19 protein-coding genes and 1 riboswitch are annotated in these 22,313 nt (G+C 72.8%); of the genes, 9 read left to right on the top strand and 10 right to left on the bottom strand.

The window, feature by feature from the left end; translation table 11 throughout:
- The first annotated feature begins 4 nt into the window (after window positions 1-4).
- Window positions 5-529, top strand: coding sequence for a hypothetical protein (locus VFZ92_RS18105; protein WP_330877122.1), 525 nt, complete (start codon window positions 5-7; stop codon window positions 527-529).
- Between the two features lie 145 nt (window positions 530-674).
- Window positions 675-1,172 carry a DUF4232 domain-containing protein gene (locus VFZ92_RS18100; protein ID WP_330877121.1) on the top strand — a complete coding sequence of 166 codons (498 nt, stop codon included), beginning with the start codon at window positions 675-677 and terminating at the stop codon, window positions 1,170-1,172.
- Here VFZ92_RS18100 and VFZ92_RS18095 read toward each other — a convergent pair whose 3' ends face one another.
- From VFZ92_RS18095 to VFZ92_RS18085, 3 genes are all read right to left on the bottom strand, one after another.
- Entirely contained in the window at window positions 1,173-1,403 is a 231-nt protein-coding gene (locus VFZ92_RS18095; RefSeq protein WP_330877120.1) for a hypothetical protein, read from the bottom strand.
- Window positions 1,404-1,474: 71 nt separating this feature from the next.
- Window positions 1,475-2,659: an esterase-like activity of phytase family protein gene (locus VFZ92_RS18090; protein WP_330877119.1), complete on the bottom strand. Its 1,185-nt coding sequence runs from the start codon at window positions 2,657-2,659 to the stop codon at window positions 1,475-1,477.
- 84 nt (window positions 2,660-2,743) lie between these two features.
- Window positions 2,744-3,628 (bottom strand): terpene synthase family protein, encoded by an 885-nt coding sequence (locus VFZ92_RS18085; protein WP_330877118.1) that lies wholly within the window; start codon window positions 3,626-3,628, stop codon window positions 2,744-2,746.
- A 263-nt stretch (window positions 3,629-3,891) separates the two neighbouring features.
- Between VFZ92_RS18085 and VFZ92_RS18080 the strand changes: the two genes are divergently transcribed.
- Together VFZ92_RS18080 and VFZ92_RS18075 are read left to right on the top strand one after the other, a co-directional pair.
- The gene (locus VFZ92_RS18080; RefSeq protein ID WP_330877117.1) at window positions 3,892-6,636 is read left to right on the top strand and encodes an XRE family transcriptional regulator; all 2,745 of its coding nucleotides are present in this window, start codon (window positions 3,892-3,894) and stop codon (window positions 6,634-6,636) included.
- A gap of 42 nt (window positions 6,637-6,678) precedes the next feature.
- Window positions 6,679-7,098: a LapA family protein gene (locus VFZ92_RS18075; protein ID WP_414719930.1), complete on the top strand. Its 420-nt coding sequence runs from the start codon at window positions 6,679-6,681 to the stop codon at window positions 7,096-7,098.
- 127 nt (window positions 7,099-7,225) lie between these two features.
- On the opposite strand, the gene VFZ92_RS18070 is transcribed toward VFZ92_RS18075, so the two are convergent.
- Window positions 7,226-8,248, bottom strand: a complete 1,023-nt coding sequence (locus VFZ92_RS18070; protein ID WP_330877116.1) for a LacI family DNA-binding transcriptional regulator — start codon at window positions 8,246-8,248, stop codon at window positions 7,226-7,228.
- 428 nt (window positions 8,249-8,676) lie between these two features.
- Complete coding sequence (gene cobN / locus VFZ92_RS18065) at window positions 8,677-12,252, bottom strand: cobaltochelatase subunit CobN (RefSeq protein WP_330877115.1); 3,576 nt, start codon at window positions 12,250-12,252, stop codon at window positions 8,677-8,679.
- Between the two features lie 54 nt (window positions 12,253-12,306).
- Window positions 12,307-12,374: riboswitch (cobalamin riboswitch) on the bottom strand.
- Between the two features lie 119 nt (window positions 12,375-12,493).
- Between cobN and VFZ92_RS18060 the strand changes: the two genes are divergently transcribed.
- The 3 genes from VFZ92_RS18060 to VFZ92_RS18050 are packed head-to-tail and all read left to right on the top strand — an operon-like array spanning window position 12,494 to window position 15,608.
- Window positions 12,494-13,525 carry a hypothetical protein gene (locus VFZ92_RS18060; protein WP_330877114.1) on the top strand — a complete coding sequence of 344 codons (1,032 nt, stop codon included), beginning with the start codon at window positions 12,494-12,496 and terminating at the stop codon, window positions 13,523-13,525.
- Window positions 13,522-14,148, top strand: coding sequence for a precorrin-8X methylmutase (locus VFZ92_RS18055; protein WP_330877113.1), 627 nt, complete (start codon window positions 13,522-13,524; stop codon window positions 14,146-14,148). The genes VFZ92_RS18060 and VFZ92_RS18055 overlap by 4 nt, the downstream gene beginning before the upstream one ends.
- Window positions 14,145-15,608 (top strand): precorrin-2 C(20)-methyltransferase, encoded by a 1,464-nt coding sequence (locus tag VFZ92_RS18050; RefSeq protein WP_330877112.1) that lies wholly within the window; start codon window positions 14,145-14,147, stop codon window positions 15,606-15,608. The genes VFZ92_RS18055 and VFZ92_RS18050 overlap by 4 nt, the downstream gene beginning before the upstream one ends.
- Here VFZ92_RS18050 and VFZ92_RS18045 read toward each other — a convergent pair.
- Complete coding sequence (locus VFZ92_RS18045) at window positions 15,583-16,293, bottom strand: cobalt-precorrin-6A reductase (RefSeq protein WP_330877168.1); 711 nt, start codon at window positions 16,291-16,293, stop codon at window positions 15,583-15,585. The genes VFZ92_RS18050 and VFZ92_RS18045 overlap by 26 nt on opposite strands.
- 230 nt (window positions 16,294-16,523) lie before the next feature.
- On the opposite strand from VFZ92_RS18045, the gene VFZ92_RS18040 reads away from it, so the two are divergent.
- The gene (locus tag VFZ92_RS18040; protein WP_330877111.1) at window positions 16,524-16,844 is read left to right on the top strand and encodes an SH3 domain-containing protein; all 321 of its coding nucleotides are present in this window, start codon (window positions 16,524-16,526) and stop codon (window positions 16,842-16,844) included.
- Window positions 16,845-17,430: 586 nt separating this feature from the next.
- On the opposite strand, the gene cobM is transcribed toward VFZ92_RS18040, so the two are convergent.
- Genes cobM through VFZ92_RS18025 form a run of 3 tightly spaced genes read right to left on the bottom strand, consistent with a single transcriptional unit; the run spans window position 17,431 to window position 19,726 of the window.
- Complete coding sequence (cobM, locus tag VFZ92_RS18035; RefSeq protein WP_330877110.1) at window positions 17,431-18,174, bottom strand: precorrin-4 C(11)-methyltransferase; 744 nt, start codon at window positions 18,172-18,174, stop codon at window positions 17,431-17,433.
- Complete coding sequence (gene cbiE, locus VFZ92_RS18030; protein WP_330877109.1) at window positions 18,171-19,337, bottom strand: precorrin-6y C5,15-methyltransferase (decarboxylating) subunit CbiE; 1,167 nt, start codon at window positions 19,335-19,337, stop codon at window positions 18,171-18,173. Before cbiE ends, cobM begins: the two co-directional genes overlap by 4 nt.
- Window positions 19,334-19,726: a pyridoxamine 5'-phosphate oxidase family protein gene (locus tag VFZ92_RS18025; protein ID WP_330877108.1), complete on the bottom strand. Its 393-nt coding sequence runs from the start codon at window positions 19,724-19,726 to the stop codon at window positions 19,334-19,336. Before VFZ92_RS18025 ends, cbiE begins: the two co-directional genes overlap by 4 nt.
- 178 nt (window positions 19,727-19,904) lie before the next feature.
- On the opposite strand from VFZ92_RS18025, the gene VFZ92_RS18020 reads away from it, so the two are divergent.
- On the top strand, window positions 19,905-20,960 hold the full coding sequence (locus VFZ92_RS18020; protein WP_330877107.1) for a hypothetical protein: 1,056 nt from the start codon (window positions 19,905-19,907) through the stop codon (window positions 20,958-20,960).
- 54 nt (window positions 20,961-21,014) lie between these two features.
- Here the strand turns inward: VFZ92_RS18020 and VFZ92_RS18015 are convergent, their stop codons facing one another.
- Window positions 21,015-21,854, bottom strand: coding sequence for a hypothetical protein (locus tag VFZ92_RS18015; RefSeq protein ID WP_330877106.1), 840 nt, complete (start codon window positions 21,852-21,854; stop codon window positions 21,015-21,017).
- Window positions 21,855-22,313: the final 459 nt, after the last annotated feature.

The raw sequence follows: 22,313 nt of genomic DNA, 5'->3' as shown, positions 1-22,313 counted from the left end.
CGCCGTGGGCGAACGCCGGGCGCGGGCGGTGGCCGCCGCGGCCGTTCCCGTGGCGCTCGTGCTCGCCGCGGTGAGCGCGGACGGCCCCGGCGGCTCGGAGACCACCGTCGCCGCTCCCGACGGCGTGAGCGCCACCGTGCCCGCCACGTGGGCCAGGCAGGTCAGGACGGGCGGCTGGACGCCCGGCGCGGACGGCGTGCGGCGGCCCGCGCTGGAAGCGGCGCCGGACCTGGGCCGCCTCCACGACCTCGCGGGGGACGGTCCGGGGCTGTTCATCGGGCGCGTCGACGCCCCGGACGCGCGGAGCTGGTCCGGCGAGCACGCGGGGTGCGGCGCGGCGGCGGAGTCGCGGGTCGGGTCACCGCACTGGTCGGGGGTGGTGCGGCGGTGGGACCGCTGCCCCGGCCGCGGCGTCGACGAGTCCGTCCTGACCGACGCGGCGGACAGGAGCGTGGTGCTCGTCGTGCAGGTCCGCGGCGGCGGCGGGCAGGCCGTCCGGCGGCTGCTCGACGGCGTGCGGGCGCGCTGAGCATTTCCGACCGCTTTTCCGGCCCGGAGTCGGCCGGTTGTGACGATGTTCGAGAAAGGTGTGGGGGAGGTAGCGCTCGGGCACATCCCCGGAGAACACGTTCCCCGGTGCACGGGGGACGTGGACCAACGAGAGGGGAAGCGCCATGCGCAAGTCGATCAGCACCGGTGCCGTCCTCGCGGTCGCGTCCACCGCCGTGCTCGCCGGGGTGGCGAGCGCGGTGCCCGGCGACGCCCCGGAGCGCGGCGCGGCTGACGTCGACGTCGCGGTCAGCAGGAGCCCCGAGCACGCGGCGGGGCACTCCGCCTCCGTCATCCGCTGCACGGCGGCCGGGCAGACCACGCGCTGCACGCTCGCGGGCGTGCCCGCGGACGTCGTGTTCTTCGGTTCCGACGGCGACACCGCGCCGGGAGTCTCCGCCACGCCCCAGCCGGGCGCGACCGCGGTCCCGGTGACCACCACCCCCGGCGGCTCGGCCGTCTCCTACCTGGTCGAGCGCACCGGGGAGCAGGCCAACCCGGTGTCGGCCGTCGCGTTCTCGCTGCCGTCGTCCGCCGAGGACGTGTCCGAGAAGTCGCCGTGGCCGTCGGTGCCCGTCAGCGGGGCCGAGGTCCGGCTGAGCCCGGTCATCGGCGAGAACTGATCACGGGAGGCCCGTCGTGAGCACCACCGGCGAGATCACCCTGGCGGTCTCGGCCGCCCTGCTCAGCGCCTGCACGAGCCAGGGCGGGGGGACGCCGTCGAGCGCCCCGGCCTCGGTCTCGGCCCGGTCGCCCGGCCCGTCCACGGCCACCACCGCACCCGCGGGCTCCACCGCCGCGTCCGCCGCCGGGCCCGCGGCCTGCGCGTCCGCCGACCTGGCCGTGGCGCTCACCCCCGAGGAGGGCGGTGGGGCATGACCGGGTCGGGGAAGCGCCCTCCCGTCGTGGGAGAGGCGCTCCCTCGTCAGCGCAGGACGCGCGGGTCGGCGTGCAGCCGCTCGGCGAGCCTGATGGTGATGAACTCGTTGTCGTCGGCCTCGCCCGGCGTGCGCCCCGACGAGAACGGGAAGTTGTTGTCGTTCAACACCCCCAGCGTGCTGTCGTCCAGGACCACCACGTCCTCGATGGTGGTGAACGGGAACCGGAACGTCTCGCCGAACCCGCCGACCCGACGCGGGTTGGCGATGTCCAGCAGGTCGGCGACGAGGGTCTTGTCCAGGTAGCCGTCGCGGTCGCGGTCGCGCCGGTCGGCCAGGTAGATCCGCTTCACCAGCGCGTCCGCGCCCTGGGCTCCGTCGCGTTCCAGGACCAGGAAGCGGTCGCGGTCCACCGCGACCAGGTCGCCGATGGCGAGGTCGGGCGAGCCGAGCCGGTAGCGGTGGCCCTGCCCGGTGTAGGCGCCGCGGGCGAGGTCGAACTCGCTGAGCCGCAGCGTCCCCGGCACGTCGCCGGTGACCGTCCCCTCCAGCAGCGGGTACAGGAACCTGCCGTCGGGCGACTGCGCCAAGCCCTCGAAACCCTTGCTGCCACCCAGGTTCGGTGGTCCGGCGGGGTTCTCCGGCGCGAACACGCCGGGCAGCGGCACGGGCGCGGCCAGCAGCCTGCCCGCGCGGTCGACGTGCAGCAGGTACGGGCCGAACTCGTCGCCGAGCCAGTAACCGCCGTCCGCGACCCGCGTGATCGACTCGACGTCGAAGTCGGCGCCGGTGAGCACCCGGTCGGGCCGGGTCAGCGGGAACGGCACGAGCCCGCGCGGGTCGGTCAGCGTCACGCCGCCGAGCACGTCGACGCCGCCGGAGGCGAAGTCCGGCGCGATGCGGTGGATCCGCAGCAGGAAGTCGGCGCTGGTGGCCCTGCTGCCGTAACCGTTGTCCGACAGCACCTCGAACGTGCCGTCGTCGTTGCGGACGACACCGCTGAAGCCCTGCACGGGCTGGTCGGCGAACGGGGGCACGATCCCGTTGGACGGCGTGCCGCCCAGGGCGGCGCCCGAGGGTTCGCTGCCCGGCACGAACGTCTCGGCGGGCAGCGAGGCGAACCCCGTGAGGGTGGCGCGTCCGAAGTCGTGCGGACCGGACGCGGAGGCGCCGGGGACGACGCCCGCCACCGCCACGAGCAGGGCCGCCCCGAGCACGAGTGGTCTCCGCATGGGTGTTCCGTCCTCTCCGGCGCGCCCTCCTCCGGCCGCGCGTGGGCGCACCGTAGGCGGCCGAGGTGAACGGATCGCCAACGCTCAGCCGGGATCGCGGTACCTGCCGGTGTACTCCGCCCACTTGCGGTGGCCGCCGATCCAGCGGCGCAGCAGCCCCACGTACCCGCGGACCTGCTCGTCGACCTGTCCGCCGAACGACGGCAGGTCGGCGGCCTTCCGGACGAAGTCGCGGACCTCGTCGTCGTGGATCTCGACCGCGCGGTCCACCGCCTGGTCCAGCACGACCGACTGGGACCGCATGGTCACCAGCACCAGGTTGTGCACACCGCCGCGGGCGATCTCGGCGCGGTGGGTGTAGAGGTCGCGCGCGTAGCCGACGATCCGACAGGCGGTGGAGGCGAGTTCGCGCAGCGCGGAGTGCTCGCGGACCTTCGGCGGCAGGTCGATCCCGTCGACCGGTCCGCCGAACCGGAACATCGGGTGCAGGCCGACGGTCAGCTCCCGCAGGGCGGCGTGCGCCTCGGGGCTGGGGACCCGGCCGTGGTGGTCGTCGAGCGCCTCGCGGGTGAACCCGTCGAACATCCGGGCCACCTCGTCCGCGAACGACTCCAGCCACTCCGGCCCGCCCAGCGCCAGCAGCCTGGTCCGCAGGTCCGCCATCGCGTCGGCTCTCGGGTCTCCCGGAGGCACCGGTTCGGCGCGCAGGACGGCGAGCAGGAGGTCGAGGTCCTCGGCGGCCAGGTGCTCGTCCTGGAGCACCGCCTGGAGCACCGCCCAGTCGCCCACCAGCCGCAGCTGCTCGTAGTCGGCGTTCGGGAACCCGTAGCCCACGAGGTACCCGAGGTCCATCCCGGCCAACTCGGCCATCCCGTGCGGTGGGAGCAGTCCCAGCGACACCGCCCAGCCGACCGAGTGGTCGGACACCAGGTGGTCCGCGGCGTTCGACTCGGTGTCGAACGCGCACATCACGAACGGTGGCGTTGTCGCCGCACGTGGTTCCGGCACATCGAGTCCGCTGAGTGTGAATGCGCCTACGCCCATGGCTCAACCCACCTCCGTTAGCTGTTCTCCAGGGCCGGGCGACAGCGACCGGCCACACCGGAAAAATAACGACGTTTCACAACCACGGACAACCCCTAGAGGCCCCTAGCCCCGCGTGGCCGGGACGAGCCCACTGGACGTCCCAGGAGCAGCTCAGGACAATCGGGGCGGGACGAGGAGGTGGCAGGGTGCCGCGTGGGGAACGCCCGCTCGACGACGGTGACACTCCTCTGCTGAGGTTCGCGGCCGACCTGCGGACCCTCCGGGACCAGGCGGGCGGGCGCACCTACCGCCAGCTGGGGACCCGCGCGCACTACTCGGCCACGACGCTCTCGGACGCCGCGGGCGGGCGGAAGCTGCCGAGCCTGGCCGTGACCCTGGCCTACGTGCAGGCGTGCGACGGCGACCCAGGGGTGTGGGAGAGCCGGTGGCGCGAGGTCGCGGCCGAGGTCGCGCCGTCGGAGACCCCGCCGTCCGACGGCGGCACCCCGCCCTACGCGGGACTGGCGGCGTTCCAGCCCGAGGACGCGGACCGCTTCTTCGGCCGCGAGCGGTTCCTGGACGACCTGGTCGACCGGATGTCCGACCGGCGGCTGGTGGGCGTGTTCGGCGCGTCGGGCGCGGGCAAGTCGTCGCTGCTGCGGGCCGGGCTGGTGCCGCGGATCGCCGAGGGCGCGCTGGAGTGCACCTCCTCCGTCGTGGTCACCCCGGCCGAGCTGGACCTGAGCCCGGACGTGCTGGACCGGGTCATCGGCGCCGAGGTGGACGCGCTGGTGCTGGTGGTCGACCAGTTCGAGGAGGTCTTCACCCTCTGCCAGGACACGGCGGCGCGCACCGCGTTCATCGAGGCCCTGCTGGACGCGTCGCGGACGCGCTGCCAGGTCGTGATCGGCGTCCGCGCCGACTTCTACGGGCACTGCGCCCAGCACACCGGGCTGGTGGAGGCGCTGCGGGACGCGCAGCTGCTGCTGGGGCCGATGTCGGCGGAGGAGCTGCGCCAGGCGATCATGCGGCCCGCCGCCAAGGTCGGCTGCACGGTCGAGACGGCGCTGGTCACGCGCCTGGTGGCGGACGCGACCGGTCAGCCCGGCGTGCTGCCGCTGGTGTCGCACGCGCTGCTGGAGACGTGGCGGCGAAGACGCGGGACCACCCTCACCCTGGCCGGGTACGAGGCCGCGGGCGGCATCCAGCACGCGCTCGCGCAGACCGCCGAACGGACGTACACGGCGCTGGAGACCGACCAGCGGGCGCTCGCGCGGCAGGTCTTCCTGCGGCTCACCGCGCTGGGCGACCGCACCGAGGACACCAAGCGCAGGCTCGCCCGCGGCGAGCTGGACACCGACGACGTGGACACGCAGGTCGTGCTGGACCGCCTGGCGCACGCCCGGCTGCTGACGCTGGACCAGGACGCCGTCGAGATCGCCCACGAGGTGCTGATCCGCGCGTGGCCCCGGCTGCGCGGCTGGCTGAACGAGAACCGCGACGGCCTGCGCACCGGGCGGCAGCTCACCGAGGCCGCGGCCACGTGGGACCTGCTGGCCCGCGACCCCGACTCGCTCTACCGGGGCACCCGGCTGGACGCCGCCGCCGAGTGGGCGGCCCGCGACGAGGTGCGGCTCAGCTCGCGCGAGCGGGAGTTCCTCACCGCGAGCCTGAGCGCCCGCGACCGGGAGCAGAGCCTCGCGCTGCGCCGCACGCGCAGGCTGCGGCAGCTCGTCGCGCTGCTGCTGGTGCTGCTCGTGCTCGCGGGCGGGGCGATCGTGCAGACGATCCGGGCGCAGGCTCTGGCGGACGAGCAGCGCAACATCGCCGTGGCGCAGCAGATCGCGAGCGCGGCCGTGCGGATGCGGGACAGCAACCCCACGCTCGCCAAGAAGCTCAGCGTCGCCGCCTACCGGCTGGAACCCACCAGGGACGTGGTGGACGGCCTGCTCACGACCTCGACGGCCACCTGGGGCGACCACCTCGTGCGCCGGGTCATCCCGAGGGCGGACTCGTCGATGGGGCCGGACGGCAACCCCGTCCGGGGCAGGGGGCAGGCCGCCGTGCCGGACGGGTCGAGCGAACCGGACGCCGTGCGGTCGCTCGGGTTCACCTCGCGCGACCGGGTGCTCGCGACCACGCTGGAGGAGGTCTGGGACCTCACCGACGCGGCGGAACCCGCCTTCCTGCACCGGTTCCCGAACCGGCTGATCGCCGCGTCGCTGTCCCCCGACGGCAGCCGGATGGCCACGGTCGACGCCGACGACAGCACGTCGGTCCGCCTGTGGGACATGGCCGACCCCAGCGCGCCCGCGCTGGTCTCGACGCTGTCCCGGCCGGGGGTTCGCGGTCGCGAGGTGCGGTTCGACCAGAGCGGGCAGGTGCTCGTGACGATCGACGAGGACAGCACCACCGGCCTGTGGCGCCTGGACTCCCCCGCTGGGCCGTTCGTGTTCGGCGAGCTGCGGAGCATCCCGCACATCTCCACGGTGGCGCTCTCGCGGGACCGGCGGCTGCTCGCGACCGGCGGCGTGGACGGCGTCATCCGGCTCTGGGACCTGGCGGACCCGCTGCGGCCCGAGAAGCTGTCCGAGCTGACGGCGCAGTCCGGCGGGATCAAGGCGCTCGCGATCTCCGAGGACGGCGAGCACCTCGCGAGCGCGGCGGGCGACGACACCGTGCGGCTCTGGACCATCACCGACCGGCGGCGACCGGGCGCGCCCGCGACCGTCACGGGCCCGACGACCACCGTGCACAGCATCGAGTTCACGCCGCGCGCCGGGTCCGACCGCAACGCCGTGGTGATGACGTCGAGCGGTGACGGCTCGTCCCGCCGCTGGGACTTCGACGAGGCGGGCGCCGTGGCCCGGCTGTGCGCGGGCGGGCCCCTGAGCCGCCAGGACTGGGACCGGTTCTTCCCCGGCCTGCCGTTCACTGCGCCGTGCGGATGACGTGCGCTGCGGAAACACCCGGAGGGGTCGATACTGGTTCGGGTGAACACTCCCCGTGATGACCGCACGACCGACGTCCACCCGGTGGACCTCGGTGCTCCGGCGGACCCGTCGACGCCCGCGGACGAGTCGATCACGCACCCACCTGCCGTGATCGACCCGAGCGCACCCGTCGAGCCGACGTCGGCCCCGGCGCCGACGTCGCACGCCAAGATCAAACCCACCCGGATCAGCGGGACGTGGGTCGCCGTCATCGTGGCGATCTTCGTGCTGATCTTCCTGCTGGTGTTCATCCTCCAGAACCTGACCGACGTGACGATCCACTTCCTCGGCGGCGCGTTCACGCTGCCGCTCGGCGTGGCCCTGCTGTTCGCCTCGATCGGTGGGGCGCTGCTGGTCGCGCTGGTCGGCGCGGCCCGGATCATGCAGCTGCGCCGCCAGACCAAGCGGGCCCTGCGCTAGGCGACCGGGTCGCGTCCGCGCGGACGCGACCCGGTCGAGGCGTTGGGCGGCAGGGAGTTCCGGCGCGTCGGCTCGGGCGGGTGTTCACAGTGGACAGAGACGTCCACGGCACGCACCCGCGGGAGGATCAGGCGCTGGCCCTCACCACCAACGAGGTGGGGAGCAGCAACGACGGCGGCAACCCGTCCTCGCCCGCCAACTCGGCGAGCAGCCGCCACGTCATCGTGCGACCGAGCTGCTCCACGTCCTGCTTGACCGTGGTCAGCGGCGGCACGGCGGTGGACGCCAGGGCCAGGTCGTCGAACCCGACCACGGCCACGTCGTCCGGCACGCGCTTGCCGTTGGCGTGCAACGCTTGCAGAGCCCCCAGGGCCATGATGTCCGCGGCCACGAACACACCGTCGATGGCCGGTTCCCTGGCCAGCAGATCGGCCATCGCCAACGCACCGCTCTCGGGCGTGAAGTCGCCGTACGCGACCAGGTCGGACTCCAACCCGGACTCGCTCAACCCCCGCCGCCACCCGCTCAACCGGTCCATGCCCACGGCCATGTCCTTCGGACCGGCGATGGTGGCGATCCGACGCCGCCCCGTCACAGCCAGGTGACGTGCGGCTTCCAGCGCGCCGTTGAAGTTGTCCGCGTCCACGTACGGAACACCGGACGCCCCCAACGGCCGCCCACCGACGACGATCGGCAACCCGGCGTCGGCGAGCGTGCGCGGCAACGGGTCCTGCCCGTGCAGGCTCACCACCAGGGCACCGTCGACGTGCCCGCCGCACAGGTAGCCGACGAGGTCCTTCTCGTCGTCCTGCTGGCTCATCATCAGCACCAGCTGCACCCGGTGCCCGGTCAGCTCGGCGTGCACACCGCGGAGGACACCGGCGAAGAACGGATCGGACAGCACCCGACTACCCTGCTCCGACACGACGAGCGCGATGCAGTTGGTCCGACTGCCTGCCAACGTCCGAGCAGCCTGGTTCGGGCTGTACCCGAGGCTGGAGATGGCCGCGTGCACGGCTTCGCGAGCCCTGGAGCTGACGTACTGCTCACCGTTGATGACCCGGGAAACGGTCGACTTCGAGACGCCCGCCTCACGGGCGACCTCCTCGATGCGAGCGCCCAGGCGTCGACCACGGGCCGCGTCAGTCACGCGAAACCCAACCGAACACCAGCGCCCCATGAGTCATGGGCGACATCTTAGGTCTTCACAGACCCAAGTCGAGCGCACGGCACCCGACTGGCGCACCCAAACCCCAGCCCACGCCTGGTTTGCCCCCTTTGAGCACCAACCACGGGTGAGCCGACCAGGCGACGAACAGGCAGCCGGGGCCTTCCCCGAACCACGGCCGATCTGCTCGGGGGATGTGACCCCCACCCCGGTGTCACCACCTGCCCCCAGCCCGACCACGGGGTCGGATCGAGGGGGCCCCTGGTCACGTCGACCGCACCACCGGGGCCGGCGGCAGCCCGATCCCCCTGAACTCGCGGCTACCCGGTCCGACGGGGCCGACAGCTACCCGACAGGCCCGGCGACCGCCGACCCACCACGAACCCCCACCGCTGGCCCCCGGAACACCGTCACCGATCCTCCAGATCCCCCTCGGTCTGGAGGTACACGGCCTGGAGCGCCGCCACCGTCTCGGGGTTGGGGTGCTCCCACATCCCCCGATCAGCCGCCTCCAGCAACCGCTCCGAAATCCCGTGCAGGGCCCAGGGGTTGGACTCCGTCATGAACTTCTGGTTCTCCGGGTCCATCACGTACGTCTCGGCCAGCTTCTCGTACATCCAGTCCGCCACCACACCGGTCGTGGCGTCGTACCCGAACAGGTAGTCCACAGTGGCCGCCAGTTCGAACGCACCCTTGTACCCGTGCTTCCGCATGGCCGACAGCCACCGGGGGTTCACCACCCGTGCCCGGAAGATCCTCGTGGTCTCCTCGTTCAACGTCCTCGTGCGCACCGCGTCCGGTCGGGTGCTGTCGCCGACGTACGCGGCGGGCGCCTTGCCGGTCAACGCCCGCACCGTCGCGACCATCCCGCCGTGGTACTGGAAGTAGTCGTCGGAGTCGGCGATGTCGTGCTCGCGCGTGTCGATGTTCTTGGCCGCCACGGCGATCCGCTTGTAGGCCGACTCCATGTCGGGCCGGGCCTGGACGCCGTCCAGCTCGCGCCCGTACGCGTACCCGCCCCACACCGCGTACACCTCGGCCAGATCGGCGTCGTCGCGCCAGTTCCGGCTGTCGATCAACGGCAGCAGCCCGGCCCCGTACGCGCCCGGCTTGCTCCCGAAGATCCGCATGGTGGCCCGGCGCGCGTCGCCGTGCTCGGCGAGGTCGGCCTGGGCGTGGGCGCGGACGAAGTTGGCCTCTGCGGGCTCGTCCAGCGCCGCCACCAGCCGCACCGCGTCGTCCAGCATGGCCACGACGTGCGGGAAGGCGTCCCGGAAGAACCCGCTGATCCGGACCGTCACGTCGATGCGCGGCCGGTCCAGCTCCTCCAGCGGGACGGGCTCCAGCCCGGTCACCCGGCGGGACTGGTCGTCCCACACCGGACGGACGCCCATGAGCGCGAACACCTCGGCGATGTCGTCGCCGGAGGTGCGCATGGCCGACGTCCCCCACACCGACAGGCCCACCGACGGCGGCCACTCGCCGGTCTCCTCGCGGTAGCGGGCCAGCAGCGACTCGGCCATCGCCTGCCCGGTCTCCCACGCCAGCCTCGACGGGATGGCCTTCGGGTCGACCGAGTAGAAGTTCCGCCCCGTGGGCAGCACGTTGACCAGGCCGCGCAGCGGCGACCCCGACGGGCCCGCGGGCACGTAGCCGCCGTCCAGCGCGTGCAGGACGTTCGTCATCTCGTCGGTGGTGCGCGCCAGCCGGGGCACGATCTCGTCGGCGGCGAACTCCAGGATCCGGGCCACCTGCTCGGACCCCGTCAGCCCGCGCGCGGCCTCCCGCGCCCAGCCCGCGTCCTCCATGCCCTGCACGAGCGCCCGCGCGGTGGTCTCGACGTCGTCGGTGGTGGTCCGCGACTCCGACCCGTCCTCGTTGAGCCCCAACGCCTCCCGCAGCCCCGGCAGCGCGGCCACCTGCCCGGCCCACATCTGCTTCGCCTGGAGCATCGCCAGCACCAGCCCCACGCGGGCGTCCCCGGTGGGGGCCTCACCGAGGACGTGCAGGCCGTCGCGGATCTGGACGTCCTTGATCTCGCACAGCCAGCCGTCGACGTGGAGGATGAACTCGTCGAACTCGGCGTCGTGCGGGCGGTCCTCCAGCCCGAGGTCGTGGTCGAGCTTCGCGGCCTGGATCAGGGTCCAGATCTGGGCCCTGATGGCGGGCAGCTTCGCCGGGTCCATCGCGGCGATGTTGCCGTGCTCGTCCAGCAGCTGCTCCAGCCGGGCGATGTCGCCGTAGCTGTCGGCGCGCGCCATCGGCGGGACCATGTGGTCCACGAGCGTCGCGTGGGCGCGGCGCTTGGCCTGCGTGCCCTCGCCGGGGTCGTTCACCAGGAACGGGTAGATCAGCGGCAGGTCGCCCAGGGCCGCGTCGGTCCCGCAGCCCGCCGACATGCCCACGGTCTTGCCGGGCAGCCACTCCAGGTTGCCGTGCTTGCCGACGTGCACGACGGCGTGCGCGCCGAAGTCGTCGGCCAGCCAGCGGTAGGCGGCCAGGTAGTGGTGGCTCGGCGGCAGGTCGGGGTCGTGGTAGATCGCGATCGGGTTCTCCCCGAAGCCGCGCGGCGGCTGGACCATGACGACGACGTTCCCGGCCCGCAGCGCCGCGAGCACGATCTCCCCGTCGGCGTCGTGCGAGCGGTCGACGAACAGCTCACCGGGCGCCTGCCCCCAGTGCTGCTCCACCTCCGCGCGGGTGTCCTCCGGCAGGGTCGCGAAGAACTCGCGGTACCGCGCCGCGGTCATCCGCACCGGGTTGCCGGTGAACTGCTCCTCGGTCAGCCAGTCCGGGTCCTGCCCACCGGCCGCGATCAGCGCGTGGATCAGGGCGTCCCCGTCGAGCTGCTCCACGCCGGGGAGTTCACCGGGCGCGCCGATGTCGTAGCCCCGCTCGCGCAGCGCGGTCAGCAGCCGCACGACGCTGGCCGGGGTGTCCAGCCCGACCGCGTTGCCGATGCGCGAGTGCTTCGTCGGGTACGCCGACAGCATCACCGCGATCTTCCGCTCCGACGGCGGGGTGTGGCGCAGCCGGGCGTGCCCCAGCGCGATACCGGCGACCCGCGCCGCGCGCTCCGGGTCGGCGACGTAGACCGTCAGGCCGTCCTCGTCGACCTCCTTGAAGGAGAACGGAACCGTGATGATCCGGCCGTCGAACTCCGGGATCGCGACCTGGGTCGCGGTGTCCAGCGGCGACAGGCCGTCGTCGTTCTCGTCCCACGCCGCGCGGCTGCTGGTGAGGCACAGGCCCTGGAGGATCGGCACGTCCAGCGCGGCCAGCGCGCCCACGTCCCACGCCTCGTCCTCGCCGCCCGCGCCCACGGTGGCGGGCTTGCTGCCGCCCGCCGCCAGCACCGTGACGACCAGCGTGTCCGCGGTGCCCAGCACGGCCAGCAGCTCGGCCTCGGCCGTGCGCAGCGACGAGCAGTACACCGGCAGCGCCCGACCGCCCTTGGCCTCGATCTGGTCGCACAGGGCGTGCACGAACGCGACGTTCCCGGCCACGTGGTGGGCGCGGTAGTACAGCACCGCGACGGTCGGCCCGTCCGTCGTCGGCTCGGGCCGGTCGAGCAGCCCCCAGTTGGGTGCCGGGACCGGCGGCGCGAAGCCGTTGCCGGTCAGCAGGATCGTGTCGGAGAGGAAGTTGTGCAGCTCCGCGAGGTTCGCCGCACCGCCGTGCGCGAGGTACGCGTGGGCCTCCGCGCACACGCCGCCGGGCACCGTGGACAGCTCCATCAGCGGCGCGTCGGGGTTCTGCTCGCCACCGAGCACGACCACCGGGCGCGGACCGGCCAGGACCGCGTCCAGGCCCTCCTCCCACATGCGACGGCCACCGAGGATGCGCACGACGACGACGTCGGCGCCCTCGACCAGCTCGGGCAGGTCCTCGACGCCCAGGCGCGACGGGTTGGCGAGCCGGTAGTCGGCACCGCTGGCCCGTGCGGACAGCAGGTCGGTGTCGGAGGTCGACAGCAGCAGGATCACGCGAAAGCTCCACTCCGGGGTCCTCGCCCCAAGTCGTCGGCACACGGCGGAGCGGAGTTCCTGGCTCCCGGATCACTCCGGTGACAGTGGCGGGACCGCGTCGGATTCGCACCGACTTCCTCGCTGCTTCGCCGTTCGGCCTGACAGTACAGAGATGTGCGGGACACCCGCACCCCGTCGACGAACGTGCGGGAAAAAGCACCGCACGTCCCCCTCCCGGACGTCCCGTAGCATCCGGCGCGTGCCGAAGGAGCGAACCCACGCCGACGCCTGTCCAGGCGCGATCGACGTGCACCCCGCGGCGGACGGCGGCCTCGCGCGCATCCGCGTACCCGGCGGCACACTGACGAAAGGCCAGTTCAGGGCCATCGTGGCCGCTTCGGCGGACCTGGGCGACGGGCAGCTCGAACTGACCTCCAGGGCCAACTTCCAGATCCGCGGTCTTGCTCGGGGGGCCCAGTTCGAACTGGGCGACCGCATGGCCGCGGCGGGCCTGCTGCCCTCCCTGACCCACGAACGTGTGCGCAACATCATTGCCGCGCCCCTCTCGGACGACACCCAACCGACCGTCGACCGCCTCGACAGCGCGATCTGCGCCACTCCGGAACTCGCCGAGCTCCCCGGCCGCTTCCTGGTCACGGTCGGCGCGGAGGTGGCCGGTCTGGGCGGTGACGTGGGTCTGGTGGACGACGCCCTGCTGCTCGCCGGGGAGGACACCGGCCTGCGCCCCGCCGACCCCGTGGCCGCCGTGGTCGAGGCCGCCCGGATCTTCGCCGCCGACCGCGGCAGCGCGTGGCGGCTGGCCGAGGTGCCCGACCTCGTGGCCCGCATCGTCGCGGCCCTCGGCACCCCGACCGATGAGCGCCTCACGATCACGACGGCTCCCCCGCTCCCCGGCCCCGCGGGCGACCGGTTCGTCGTGGGCGCTCCGCTCGGCCGCCTCGACGCCCACCAGGCAGCCGCCCTCGCAGACCTCGGCACGGGGGTCCGGCTCACGCCGTGGCGCGGCCTGGTGCTGCCCGGCGCACCCGACCTCACCGGGCTCGGGCTGATCACCGAGCCCGATTCGCCCTGGCACGGCGTGACGGCCTGCACGGGGCGGCCGGGCTGCGCGAAGTCGCTGGCCGACGTCCGCGCCGACGCGCGGGACTGGCTCGGCACGCCCCACACCCGACCGGTGCACTGGGCGGGCTGCGCACGACGCTGCGGACGACCGTCCGGAGACGTGATCGAGTTCGTCGCGACCGGCGACGGCTACGAGGAGACGAGTTGACGAGCTACATCCAGGACGGCGCCGAGATCTACCGCCGGTCGTTCGCCACGATCCGCGCCGAGGCGGACCTCGGCGGGTTACCGGCGGACGTCTCGCGCGTGGCGGTCCGGATGATCCACGCCTGCGGCATGGTCGACCTGGTCGGCGACATCGGCTACTCGCCGAACGTCGTCGCGGACGCCCGTGCCGCGCTGCTGGCGGGCGCCCCGGTGCTGTGCGACGCCACGATGGTCGCGGCGGGCATCACCCGGCGGCGGCTGCCCGCGGACAACGAGGTGCTGTGCACGCTCGGCGACGCCCGCGTGCCGCACCTGGCCGCCCGGCTGGAGACCACGCGCAGCGCGGCGGCGATGGAGCTGTGGCGCGACCACCTCGAAGGCTCGGTCGTCGCCATCGGCAACGCGCCGACGTCGCTGTTCCGGCTGCTGGAGATGATCGAGGCGGGAGCGCCGAAACCCGCGGCCGTGCTCGGCATCCCGGTGGGCTTCATCGGGGCCGTCGAGTCGAAGGACGCGCTGGCCGCCAACGAGCTGGGCCTGGAGTACCTGGTCGTGCGCGGGCGGCGGGGCGGCAGCGCCATCACCGCCGCGGCCGTCAACGCGATCGCGAGCGAGGAAGAATGACGACGGGCAGGCTGTACGGCGTCGGGGTCGGCCCCGGCGACCCGGAACTGGTCACGGTCAAGGCGGCCAGGCTGATCGGCGCGGCCGACGTGGTCGTGTTCCACAGCGCGCGGCACGGCCGCAGCATCGCCAGGTCGACCGCCGCGCCCTACCTGCGCGGCGACCAGATCGAGGAGCAGCTGGTGTACCCGGTCACCACCGAGGACACCGACGACTACCAGGGCGAGATAGACCAGTTCTACGCGGAGTGCGCCGCGCGGCTGGCCGCCCACCTGGACGCGGGCCGCGACGTGGTCGTGCTGGCGGCGGGCGACCCGTTCTTCTACGGCTCCTACATGCACCTGCACAAGCGGTTGGCCGACCGGTACCCGACCGAGGTGGTGCCCGGCGTGACGTCGGTCAGCGCGGGGTCGGCGGTGCTCGGCAGGCCGCTGGTGGAGCGCGACGAGGTGCTGACGATCCTGCCCGGCACGCTGCCCGCGGAGGTGCTCGCCGACCGCTTGGCCCACACGGACTCGGCGGCGGTCATGAAGCTGGGCCGCACGTTCAAGAACGTGCGCACGGCTCTGGAGTCGGCCGGGCGGCTGGACGACGCCTGGTACGTCGAGCGCGCCACCACCGGCCGGGAGCGGACCGCGGCACTGTCCGAAGTGGACCCGGACACCGTGCCGTACTTCTCGCTCGCCGTGCTGCCGAGCAGGGTCCCGCACCGCGAGCGCGCCGCGGTCGGCGAGGTCGTCGTGGTGGGTCTCGGTCCGGCCGGGCCGGAGTGGCTGACCCCGGAGGCGCGCACCGCGCTGGCGTCGGCCGACGACCTGATCGGCTACGGGCCGTACCTGGACCGCGTGCCGCCGAACCCGCACCAGCGCAAGCACCCGTCGGACAACAGGGTGGAGGCCGAGCGCGCCGCGTTCGCGCTGGACCTGGCCAAGTCCGGGTCGCGGGTCGTCGTCGTGTCCTCCGGCGACCCCGGTGTGTTCGCGATGGCGAGCGCCGTCCTGGAGGTCGGTGACGAGGAGCAGTTCTCCTCGGTGCCGGTGCGCGTGCTGCCCGGTCTGACGGCCGCGCACGCCGTGGCCAGCCGGGTCGGCGCGCCGCTGGGCCACGACTACTGCGTGCTGTCCCTGTCGGACCGGCTCAAGCCGTGGGAGGTCATCGCGGGCAGGCTGGAGGCCGCCGCGAGGGCGGACCTCGTGCTGGCGGTCTACAACCCCGCGTCGCGCACCCGCACGTGGCAGGTGGAGGCGGCCAGGGACCTCCTGCTGGCCCACCGCTCCCCCGACACCCCCGTGGTGATCGGCCGGGACGTCGGCGGGCAGCAGGAGGACGTCCGGGTCGTGCGCCTGGCCGACCTGGACCCGACCGAGGTGGACATGCGCTGCCTGCTGCTGATCGGCTCCACGACGACGAGGACCACCGGCAGCGGCCAGGTCTTCACGCCCCGCCGCTACCCCGCCTGACCCACTCCACCGCCGCGTCGACCGAGTCCACGGTCGGCGCGGCGGGCGGCGGCGGGCGGCGCACGACCACCACGGGGATGCCCAGCCGTCGTGCGGCGACCAGCTTCGCTGCCGTCTGGTCCCCACCGCTGTCCTTGGTGACGAGCACGTCGACCGCGTGCCGCCGCATCAGGGCGACCTCACCGTCCACGGTGAACGGGCCTCGGTCGAGCAGGACGTGAAGCCGGTGCGGCACAGGGGGTTCCGGTGGTTCGACCGAGCGGGCGAGGAACCAGCGGTCGACCCCGGCGAACACCCCGATGTCCTGACGCCCGGTCGTGAGGAACACCCGTTCGCCCGGCAGGGTCGCGGCGGCCTCCTCCAGCGAGTCCACCCACCGCCAGTCGTCACCGGGTCGCGCCGTCCAGCCGGGGCGGCGCAGCACCAGCAGCGGCACCCCGGCGAGCGCGGTGGCCTCGACGGCGTGCGCGGTCATGGTCGCGGCGAACGGGTGCGTGGCGTCGACGACGGCCGTGACGTCGTTGACGCGCAACCACTCCACCAGCCCGCCGACCCCGCCGAACCCCCCGATCCGCACCTCGCCCTCGGGCAGCCGGGGATCGGTGACCCGACCGGCCAGCGAGGAGACCACCCGACCGGGGAGGCGGGCCGCCAGGCGCCGCGCCTCACCGGTGCCGCCGAGAATCAGGATCACGCGTTCATGGTATTCGTCGAACTCCGGCACCGCACTATCGAGTGATTGACACCAATAAACACCGACGGATACCGTCTTTATCACCTGGGGAGGAGCGAATCGGGGGATTCGCGATAAATGATCACAAAGCCTCCTCGGAAACTGGGGTCTAGGGGAGGAATGTTATGCGTAACACCATCACATCCATTGCCGCTGCCACCGCTGTCCTCGTGGGGGCGCTCGTGTCCCTCGCACCATCGGCGCTCGCCGCGCCGGACGAGCCGGGGGCGGGGGTGTCGGTCCGGGCCGCCTGCCCGAACAACAACTGGAGCGACAAGGACGGCGGCACCGACCAGAGCACCGGTGCGGCGAACACCCGCACCGGGACGGGCACGAACTGCACCTCGGTGGGCCAGGCGCAGGCATCGCACGTGCTGGACCTGCACTGCTACACCGAGGGCGACGGCGGGACGTGGTCCCACATCAGGAACACGGTGACGGGCAAGCAGGGCTGGATCAAGGACAGCCTGCTCGTCAACGGTGGCTCGATCTTCCACTGCTGATCGCTGCCCGGCCGGGCTCGCGCGGGGACGTGCGGGTCCGGTTGGGGCGGTTCTGGTGGGGCCTGGGGGCCGGGGTGGGTTCAGTGGGTCGGGGGAGGGCCGGGTTCAGCGGACGGGGGGGGAAAGACCAGGTCAGCCGGTCCGGGGGCAGGTTGGGGAAGAGCAGGCCAGCCGGTTCGGGGGGCAGGTCGAGGAAGAGCAGGCCAGCCGGTCCGGGGGCCGGGTTGGGGAGGGCCGGATTCAGTGGGTCCGGACAGGGCAGTGCCCCTCCAGTCCCGGCGAAGACCAGGCCGGCCAGTCCGGAGCCGGGTCGGGGAAAGCCCGGCACAGTGGGTCCAGACAAGGCAGTGCCCCGCCGGTCCAGGGAAAGACCAGGCCAGCCGGTCCGAGGGCCGGGCCGGAGAGAGCCCGGTTCAGCCAGTCCAGACAAGGCACCACCCCTCCATCCCGGCGAAGACCAGGCCGGCCAGCCCAGGAGCCGGGTCAGGGACAGCCCGGCTGCGTGGGTCCCGACCGGGCACTGCCTCGCTGGTCCGCAGCTAGTTCGGTTAGGGCGGCGCTTCCGGAATGGTGTTCGGATTTCTTGTCATGGGCGGCAGCGTTCTGCTGAATAAAGGTGGCTGTCCAGGAATTGGGTGGCGCCCAGGACTCGGCCCACCACGATGACCGCCGTGCGTTTTACTTCTGCTTCGATCACTTTTTTTGCGATATCCGAAAGTATTCCGCGAATGACGATCTCGTCGTCCCTGCTCGCTCGGGCCACCACGGCTACCGGGCAGTCCGCGCCGTAGTTCGGCACCAGTTCCGCCACCACTTCCTCGATGCGCTGCACGGCCAGGTGCAGCACCATCGTCGCGCCCGGTGCGCCCAGCGTCGTCAAGTCCTCGCCGGGTGGCATGGGGGTGGCGCGGGCCGAGGTTCGGGTCAGCACGACCGTCTGACCGACGCCCGGCACGGTCAGTTCGCGCTTCAGCGATGCCGCCGCCGCGGCGAAGGCGGGTACACCCGGCGTCACGTCGTACGGCACGCCCTCGGCGTCCAGTCTGCGCATCTGTTCGGCCATGGCGCTGAACACCGACGGGTCGCCGGAGTGCAGGCGGGCCACGTCCTGGCCTGCCCGGTGGGCTGCCACCAGTTCCGCCACGATCTGGTCCAGCGTCAGGTTCGCCGTGTCGACGAGCCGTGCGTCCGGGGGGCAGTGGTCCAGCAGTTCGACCGGCACCAGGGCGCCCGCGTACAGGCAGACCGGTGAGGAGCCGATCAACGTGGCTCCGCGCAAGGTGATCAGGTCGGCGGCACCGGGTCCGGCACCGATGAAGTGGACGGTCACTCGGTCTCCTTCGTCACGGCCCACGTGGTGACCGGCATGTGCGGGCGCCAGCCGGTGAACCCGCCGACCGGCGAGCCCCGGTTGATCGCGATCCGGGTCAGGTCGCCGCCCAGCCTCGGGTGCCACGCGGCGACAACGGCCTCGGACTCCATCGTCACGGCGTTGACCACGAGCCTGCCACCCGGCAGCAGGGCCTCCCAGCACGCCTCCACGACACCGGGCACGGTGAGACCTCCACCGATGAACACCGCGGACGGGCGTTCCAAGCCCACCAGCGCCTCCGGGGCCTTGCCGACGACGACGCGCACGCCCGGCACGCCCAGGTTCCGCGCGTTGCGGCCGATCCGCTCGGCCCGCTCGGGGTGGTGCTCGATCCCGATCGCCCGGCACGCGGGGTGCACGCGGGCCCACTCGACCGCGATGCTGCCCGCGCCCGCTCCGACGTCCCACAGGAGCTGACCGGGCACCGGGGCGAGCTGCGCCAGCGTCACGGCCCGCACCTCGCGCTTGGTGATCTGGCCGTCGTGCTCGTAGGCGGACTCGGGCAGTCCCGGCACCCGCGGCTGGACGGCGGTACCGACGACCTCGATCGCCAGCACGTGCAGTGAGTCCACAGAGGACAGATCGTGGTGAACCCGTTCCCGAGGCCCGCCAAGGCGTTCCAGCACCGTGACGACGCTGTCGCCGTAGCCGCGAGCCGCGAGCAGGTCGGCGACCGCCGATGGCGTGGACCCCAGCACGAGCACCCGGCGACCGGGGTGCAGCACGGGGTGCAGCAGTTCGACCGGCTTGCCGACCGTGCTGACCACCTCGACGTCGTCGACGGCCCACCCGAGCCGGGCGCACGCCAGCGAGACGGACGACGGGTGCGGCACGATGCGCACCCGGTCGGCGCCCAGCAAGCGGATCAACGTCGACCCGATCCCGTGGTGCAGCGGATCACCGCTGGCCAGCACGCACACCGTCCGGTGCCGGTGCGCCTCGAACAGCCCCGGCAGCGCGGGCAGCATCGGCGACGGCCACGTGACCCGCTCGAAGTCGCCCGGCACCATCTCCAACTGCCGGGCGTCGCCCATCAGCACCTGTGCGGCCTCAATCTCGTCACGGGCGGCGGGCGACAGCCCTTCCCACCCGTCGACGCCGATGCCGACGACCGCGATCACACGGTCCCCAGCGCTCGGGTGACCTTGATCTCGATCACCACGCGCTGCGGGTTCACCCGCGGCGTCCGGTAGCGGGCCGCGTAGCGCCGTTCGGCGTCGGCCACCACCTCGGGTTCGTGCCGAACCACGGCACGCCCCTCCAACGTCGACCACCGACGACCGTCCACCTGGCACACGGCGGCCGGAACGCCCGCCTCGCCACCGGCGAGGACGTGCCGGACCTTGTGCGAGGCACCGGAGGTGATGACCCGCGCCACACCGGCCTCCGCGTCCACCGTCACCCCCACGGGCACGACGTGCGGCGTCCCGTCGGCGCGCACGGTGGTCAGCGTGCACAGGTGGCGCTCGGCCCAGAACTCCTCGAAGTCGGCGCCCTTGTTCGTCAGCATGCGCACATCATGCTTGATCCCGCTGCTACGGTTGGCACGTGCACGTGACGCGCCGATTTACCCACCCCCGGCCGGTAGCACCGGTCGCCGGGGTCCTCAGCGCGCGCTGACACGTACCCGGTGACGGACCGGCCGAGGGGAGTCCCCCGCCCGTCCACCCCACCGAACAGGACCCACCATGCTCCCTCGCGACCTCAGCGACCCCGCACAGGGCGAGCACGCCGTCCAACTGATCGTGGACGACGTCCTCGCGGCGACCAGGACCACCGCCGACCTGCGCGTGGTCCGCGAAGACCCGGTCACCACGATCGCCGACAACTACACCAACCTCGGCTACCCGCCGGACGCCATCACCAGGGACGCGCGCTACACCAGGTACGTCGACGCCGAACGGGTGCTCCGCAGCCACGCCAGCGCCATGATCCCCTCGTCGCTCAGGCGACTGGCGGCCGAAGGCGACACCTGGGACGACGTCCTCCTGGCGTGCGTGGGCGCGGTCTACCGCAGGGACGCGGTGGACCGCCTGCACACCGGCACCCCGCACCAGCTCGACCTGTGGCGCATCAGCCGCACACCGCGGGACCTGGACGACCTGGTCGTCACCGCGATCAGGGGCGCGCTGCCCGACGCCACCCTGCGCCTGGTCCCGGCCACCCACCCGTACACCGAGAACGGCAGCCAGGTGGACGTCCTCCTGGACGGCCGGTGGCTGGAGGTGGCCGAGTGCGGTCTCGCGGCGAGGCACGTACTGGACGGGGCGGGCCTGCCGACCACCGTCACGGGCATCGCGCTGGGCCTTGGCCTGGACCGGCTCCTGATGCTCCGCAAGGGCATCACCGACATCAGGCTGCTCTCGGCGACCGACCCGAGGATCGCCGACCAGATGCTGGACCTCACCCCGTACCGCCAGGTCTCCAGGCACCCACCGGTGGTGCGGGACCTGTCCGTCGCGGTGGACGAGCAGGCGGATGACGAGACCCTCGGCGACCAGGTGCGCACGGCCATCGGCGATCTGGCGGAGGAGATCGAGGTGCTGTCGGAGACCCCGGTCGAGGAGTTGCCGCCGTCGGCCGCGGCGAGGTTGGGGGCGCTACCGGGTCAGAAGAACGTGCTGCTGAGGATCGTCCTCCGAGACCTGAGCCGCACGCTGTCCGACGACGAGGCGAACCGGGCCAGGGACGCCGTCCACGAGGCGGTGCACCGGGGCACGGCAGGCCACTGGACGACCCGCTGACCCGACACCGACGAACGCCGCTGTGCCGGTCGGGGCCGGCACAGCGGCGCGGGGTCAGCCGGTGCAGTTGGGGACGGCCGGGGTGCTGCCGACGCAGTTGTTCGGGGTGTTGGCGGTGATGGGGGTGTCGGTGGTGGTCATCGTGCCGCCCTGGCGGTGGACGCCGCCGGAGGCGCCCACGAGCAGCAGCGCGTGGTTGCTGGTCACGGCGGTCTGGGTCAGGGTCGTCGCGGTGGAGTTGATCGCGGAGATGCCGCCGCCCCTGCCCGCCGTGTTGCCGGTGATGAACAGGGGGCTGCCCGCGACCCCGGTGACGGTCAGCGTGCCGCGGAGGCCGTTGTAGATGCCTCCGCCGTCGCCGAGCAGGGTGGTGTTGCCGGACACCGGGCTGTTGGTGAACGTCGCGGCGGGCGCGGTGCCGGACGGGGTGTCCGCGTTGGCGAGTCCGCCGCCGTCGCCCAACGCGGTGTTGCCGGTCAAGGTGCTCCCGGTGAGGGTGACGGCACCGTGGTTGAGGATGCCGCCGCCGTCGCCGAGCACGTTGCCGTTGGTGAACGCGACCCCGGTGGTGAGGGTGAGGCTGCCGGTCGGGCCGACCTCGGCGATCCGGAACAACCCGAGGCGCAGCAGTGAGGCGTTCGTGACGGTGGCGGGCCCGACCATCTCGATCGGGGTGGTGATGACCGGCAACGCGTTCGCGGCGCCGCCGTGGCTGGTGGTCATGCCGTAGGTGCAGCCCCCGGCGAGGACGAGGGTGTCCGCGGCGGGGGTGGAGTTGGCCAGGGTGACGGCTGCGACCAGCGCGTTCTCGCTGCACGCCACCGGGATCGTGACGGCCTGCGCCGCCTGGGGCAAGGCGACCAGTCCCCCCACCACGACGGTCGTGCCGAACATTGCCCGGAGCAGAACTGTACGGATTCGACGCATGACGGCTTCATTTCCTGGAGCACGGTTGAGGATGGTCTGTGCGGCGCACAGACTGCGTGAACGCGGATAGCGCGCGCATGCACCAGCACAATTCGAACGAGCTGGTGAGCTAGTGCGGGAGTAGCGCGCCACCGGGGTTCGGGAACACATTCCACGCTATACCCGCGATGAATTGATCGGGGCGTTTGTAGCCCAAATGGCCGCACCTACCAGGGCCGCTCCCTCATGGCCCCACCGCACGTCAGCCGCCATACCCGACCACTCGGACCGCGGTCGACCCGCGCCGGGAATTCGATTTCGACCACCCCGAAAAGAGCGAATCGAATTCAGGTAAGCGGAAAACCCACCCCTCGTCCCACGGCAACCACACCGCGTCACGCACCGGTAACGCCACGTATCGCACGATGTGCTCATCCGAAATTCCGA

It is taken from the genome of Umezawaea sp., from assembly GCF_036375055.1.
GTDB lineage: Bacteria > Actinomycetota > Actinomycetes > Mycobacteriales > Pseudonocardiaceae > Umezawaea.
The sequence above is the reverse complement of the archived record's forward strand: the minus strand, read 5'-3'. Positions and strand labels throughout refer to the sequence as shown.

Excerpts from the sequence above, each read along its gene's own strand:
- VFZ92_RS18100 (WP_330877121.1), top strand. The coding sequence starts at position 675 with ATGCGCAAGTCGATCAGCACCGGTGCCGTCCTCGCGGTCGCGTCCACC.
- VFZ92_RS18020 (WP_330877107.1), top strand. The coding sequence starts at position 19,905 with ATGCTCCCTCGCGACCTCAGCGACCCCGCACAGGGCGAGCACGCCGTC.
- VFZ92_RS18025 (WP_330877108.1), bottom strand. The coding sequence starts at position 19,726 with ATGCTGACGAACAAGGGCGCCGACTTCGAGGAGTTCTGGGCCGAGCGC.
- VFZ92_RS18050 (WP_330877112.1), top strand. The coding sequence starts at position 14,145 with ATGACGACGGGCAGGCTGTACGGCGTCGGGGTCGGCCCCGGCGACCCG.
- VFZ92_RS18085 (WP_330877118.1), bottom strand. The coding sequence starts at position 3,628 with ATGTGCGCGTTCGACACCGAGTCGAACGCCGCGGACCACCTGGTGTCC.
- VFZ92_RS18090 (WP_330877119.1), bottom strand. The coding sequence starts at position 2,659 with ATGCGGAGACCACTCGTGCTCGGGGCGGCCCTGCTCGTGGCGGTGGCG.
- VFZ92_RS18015 (WP_330877106.1), bottom strand. The coding sequence starts at position 21,854 with ATGTTCGGCACGACCGTCGTGGTGGGGGGACTGGTCGCCTTGCCCCAG.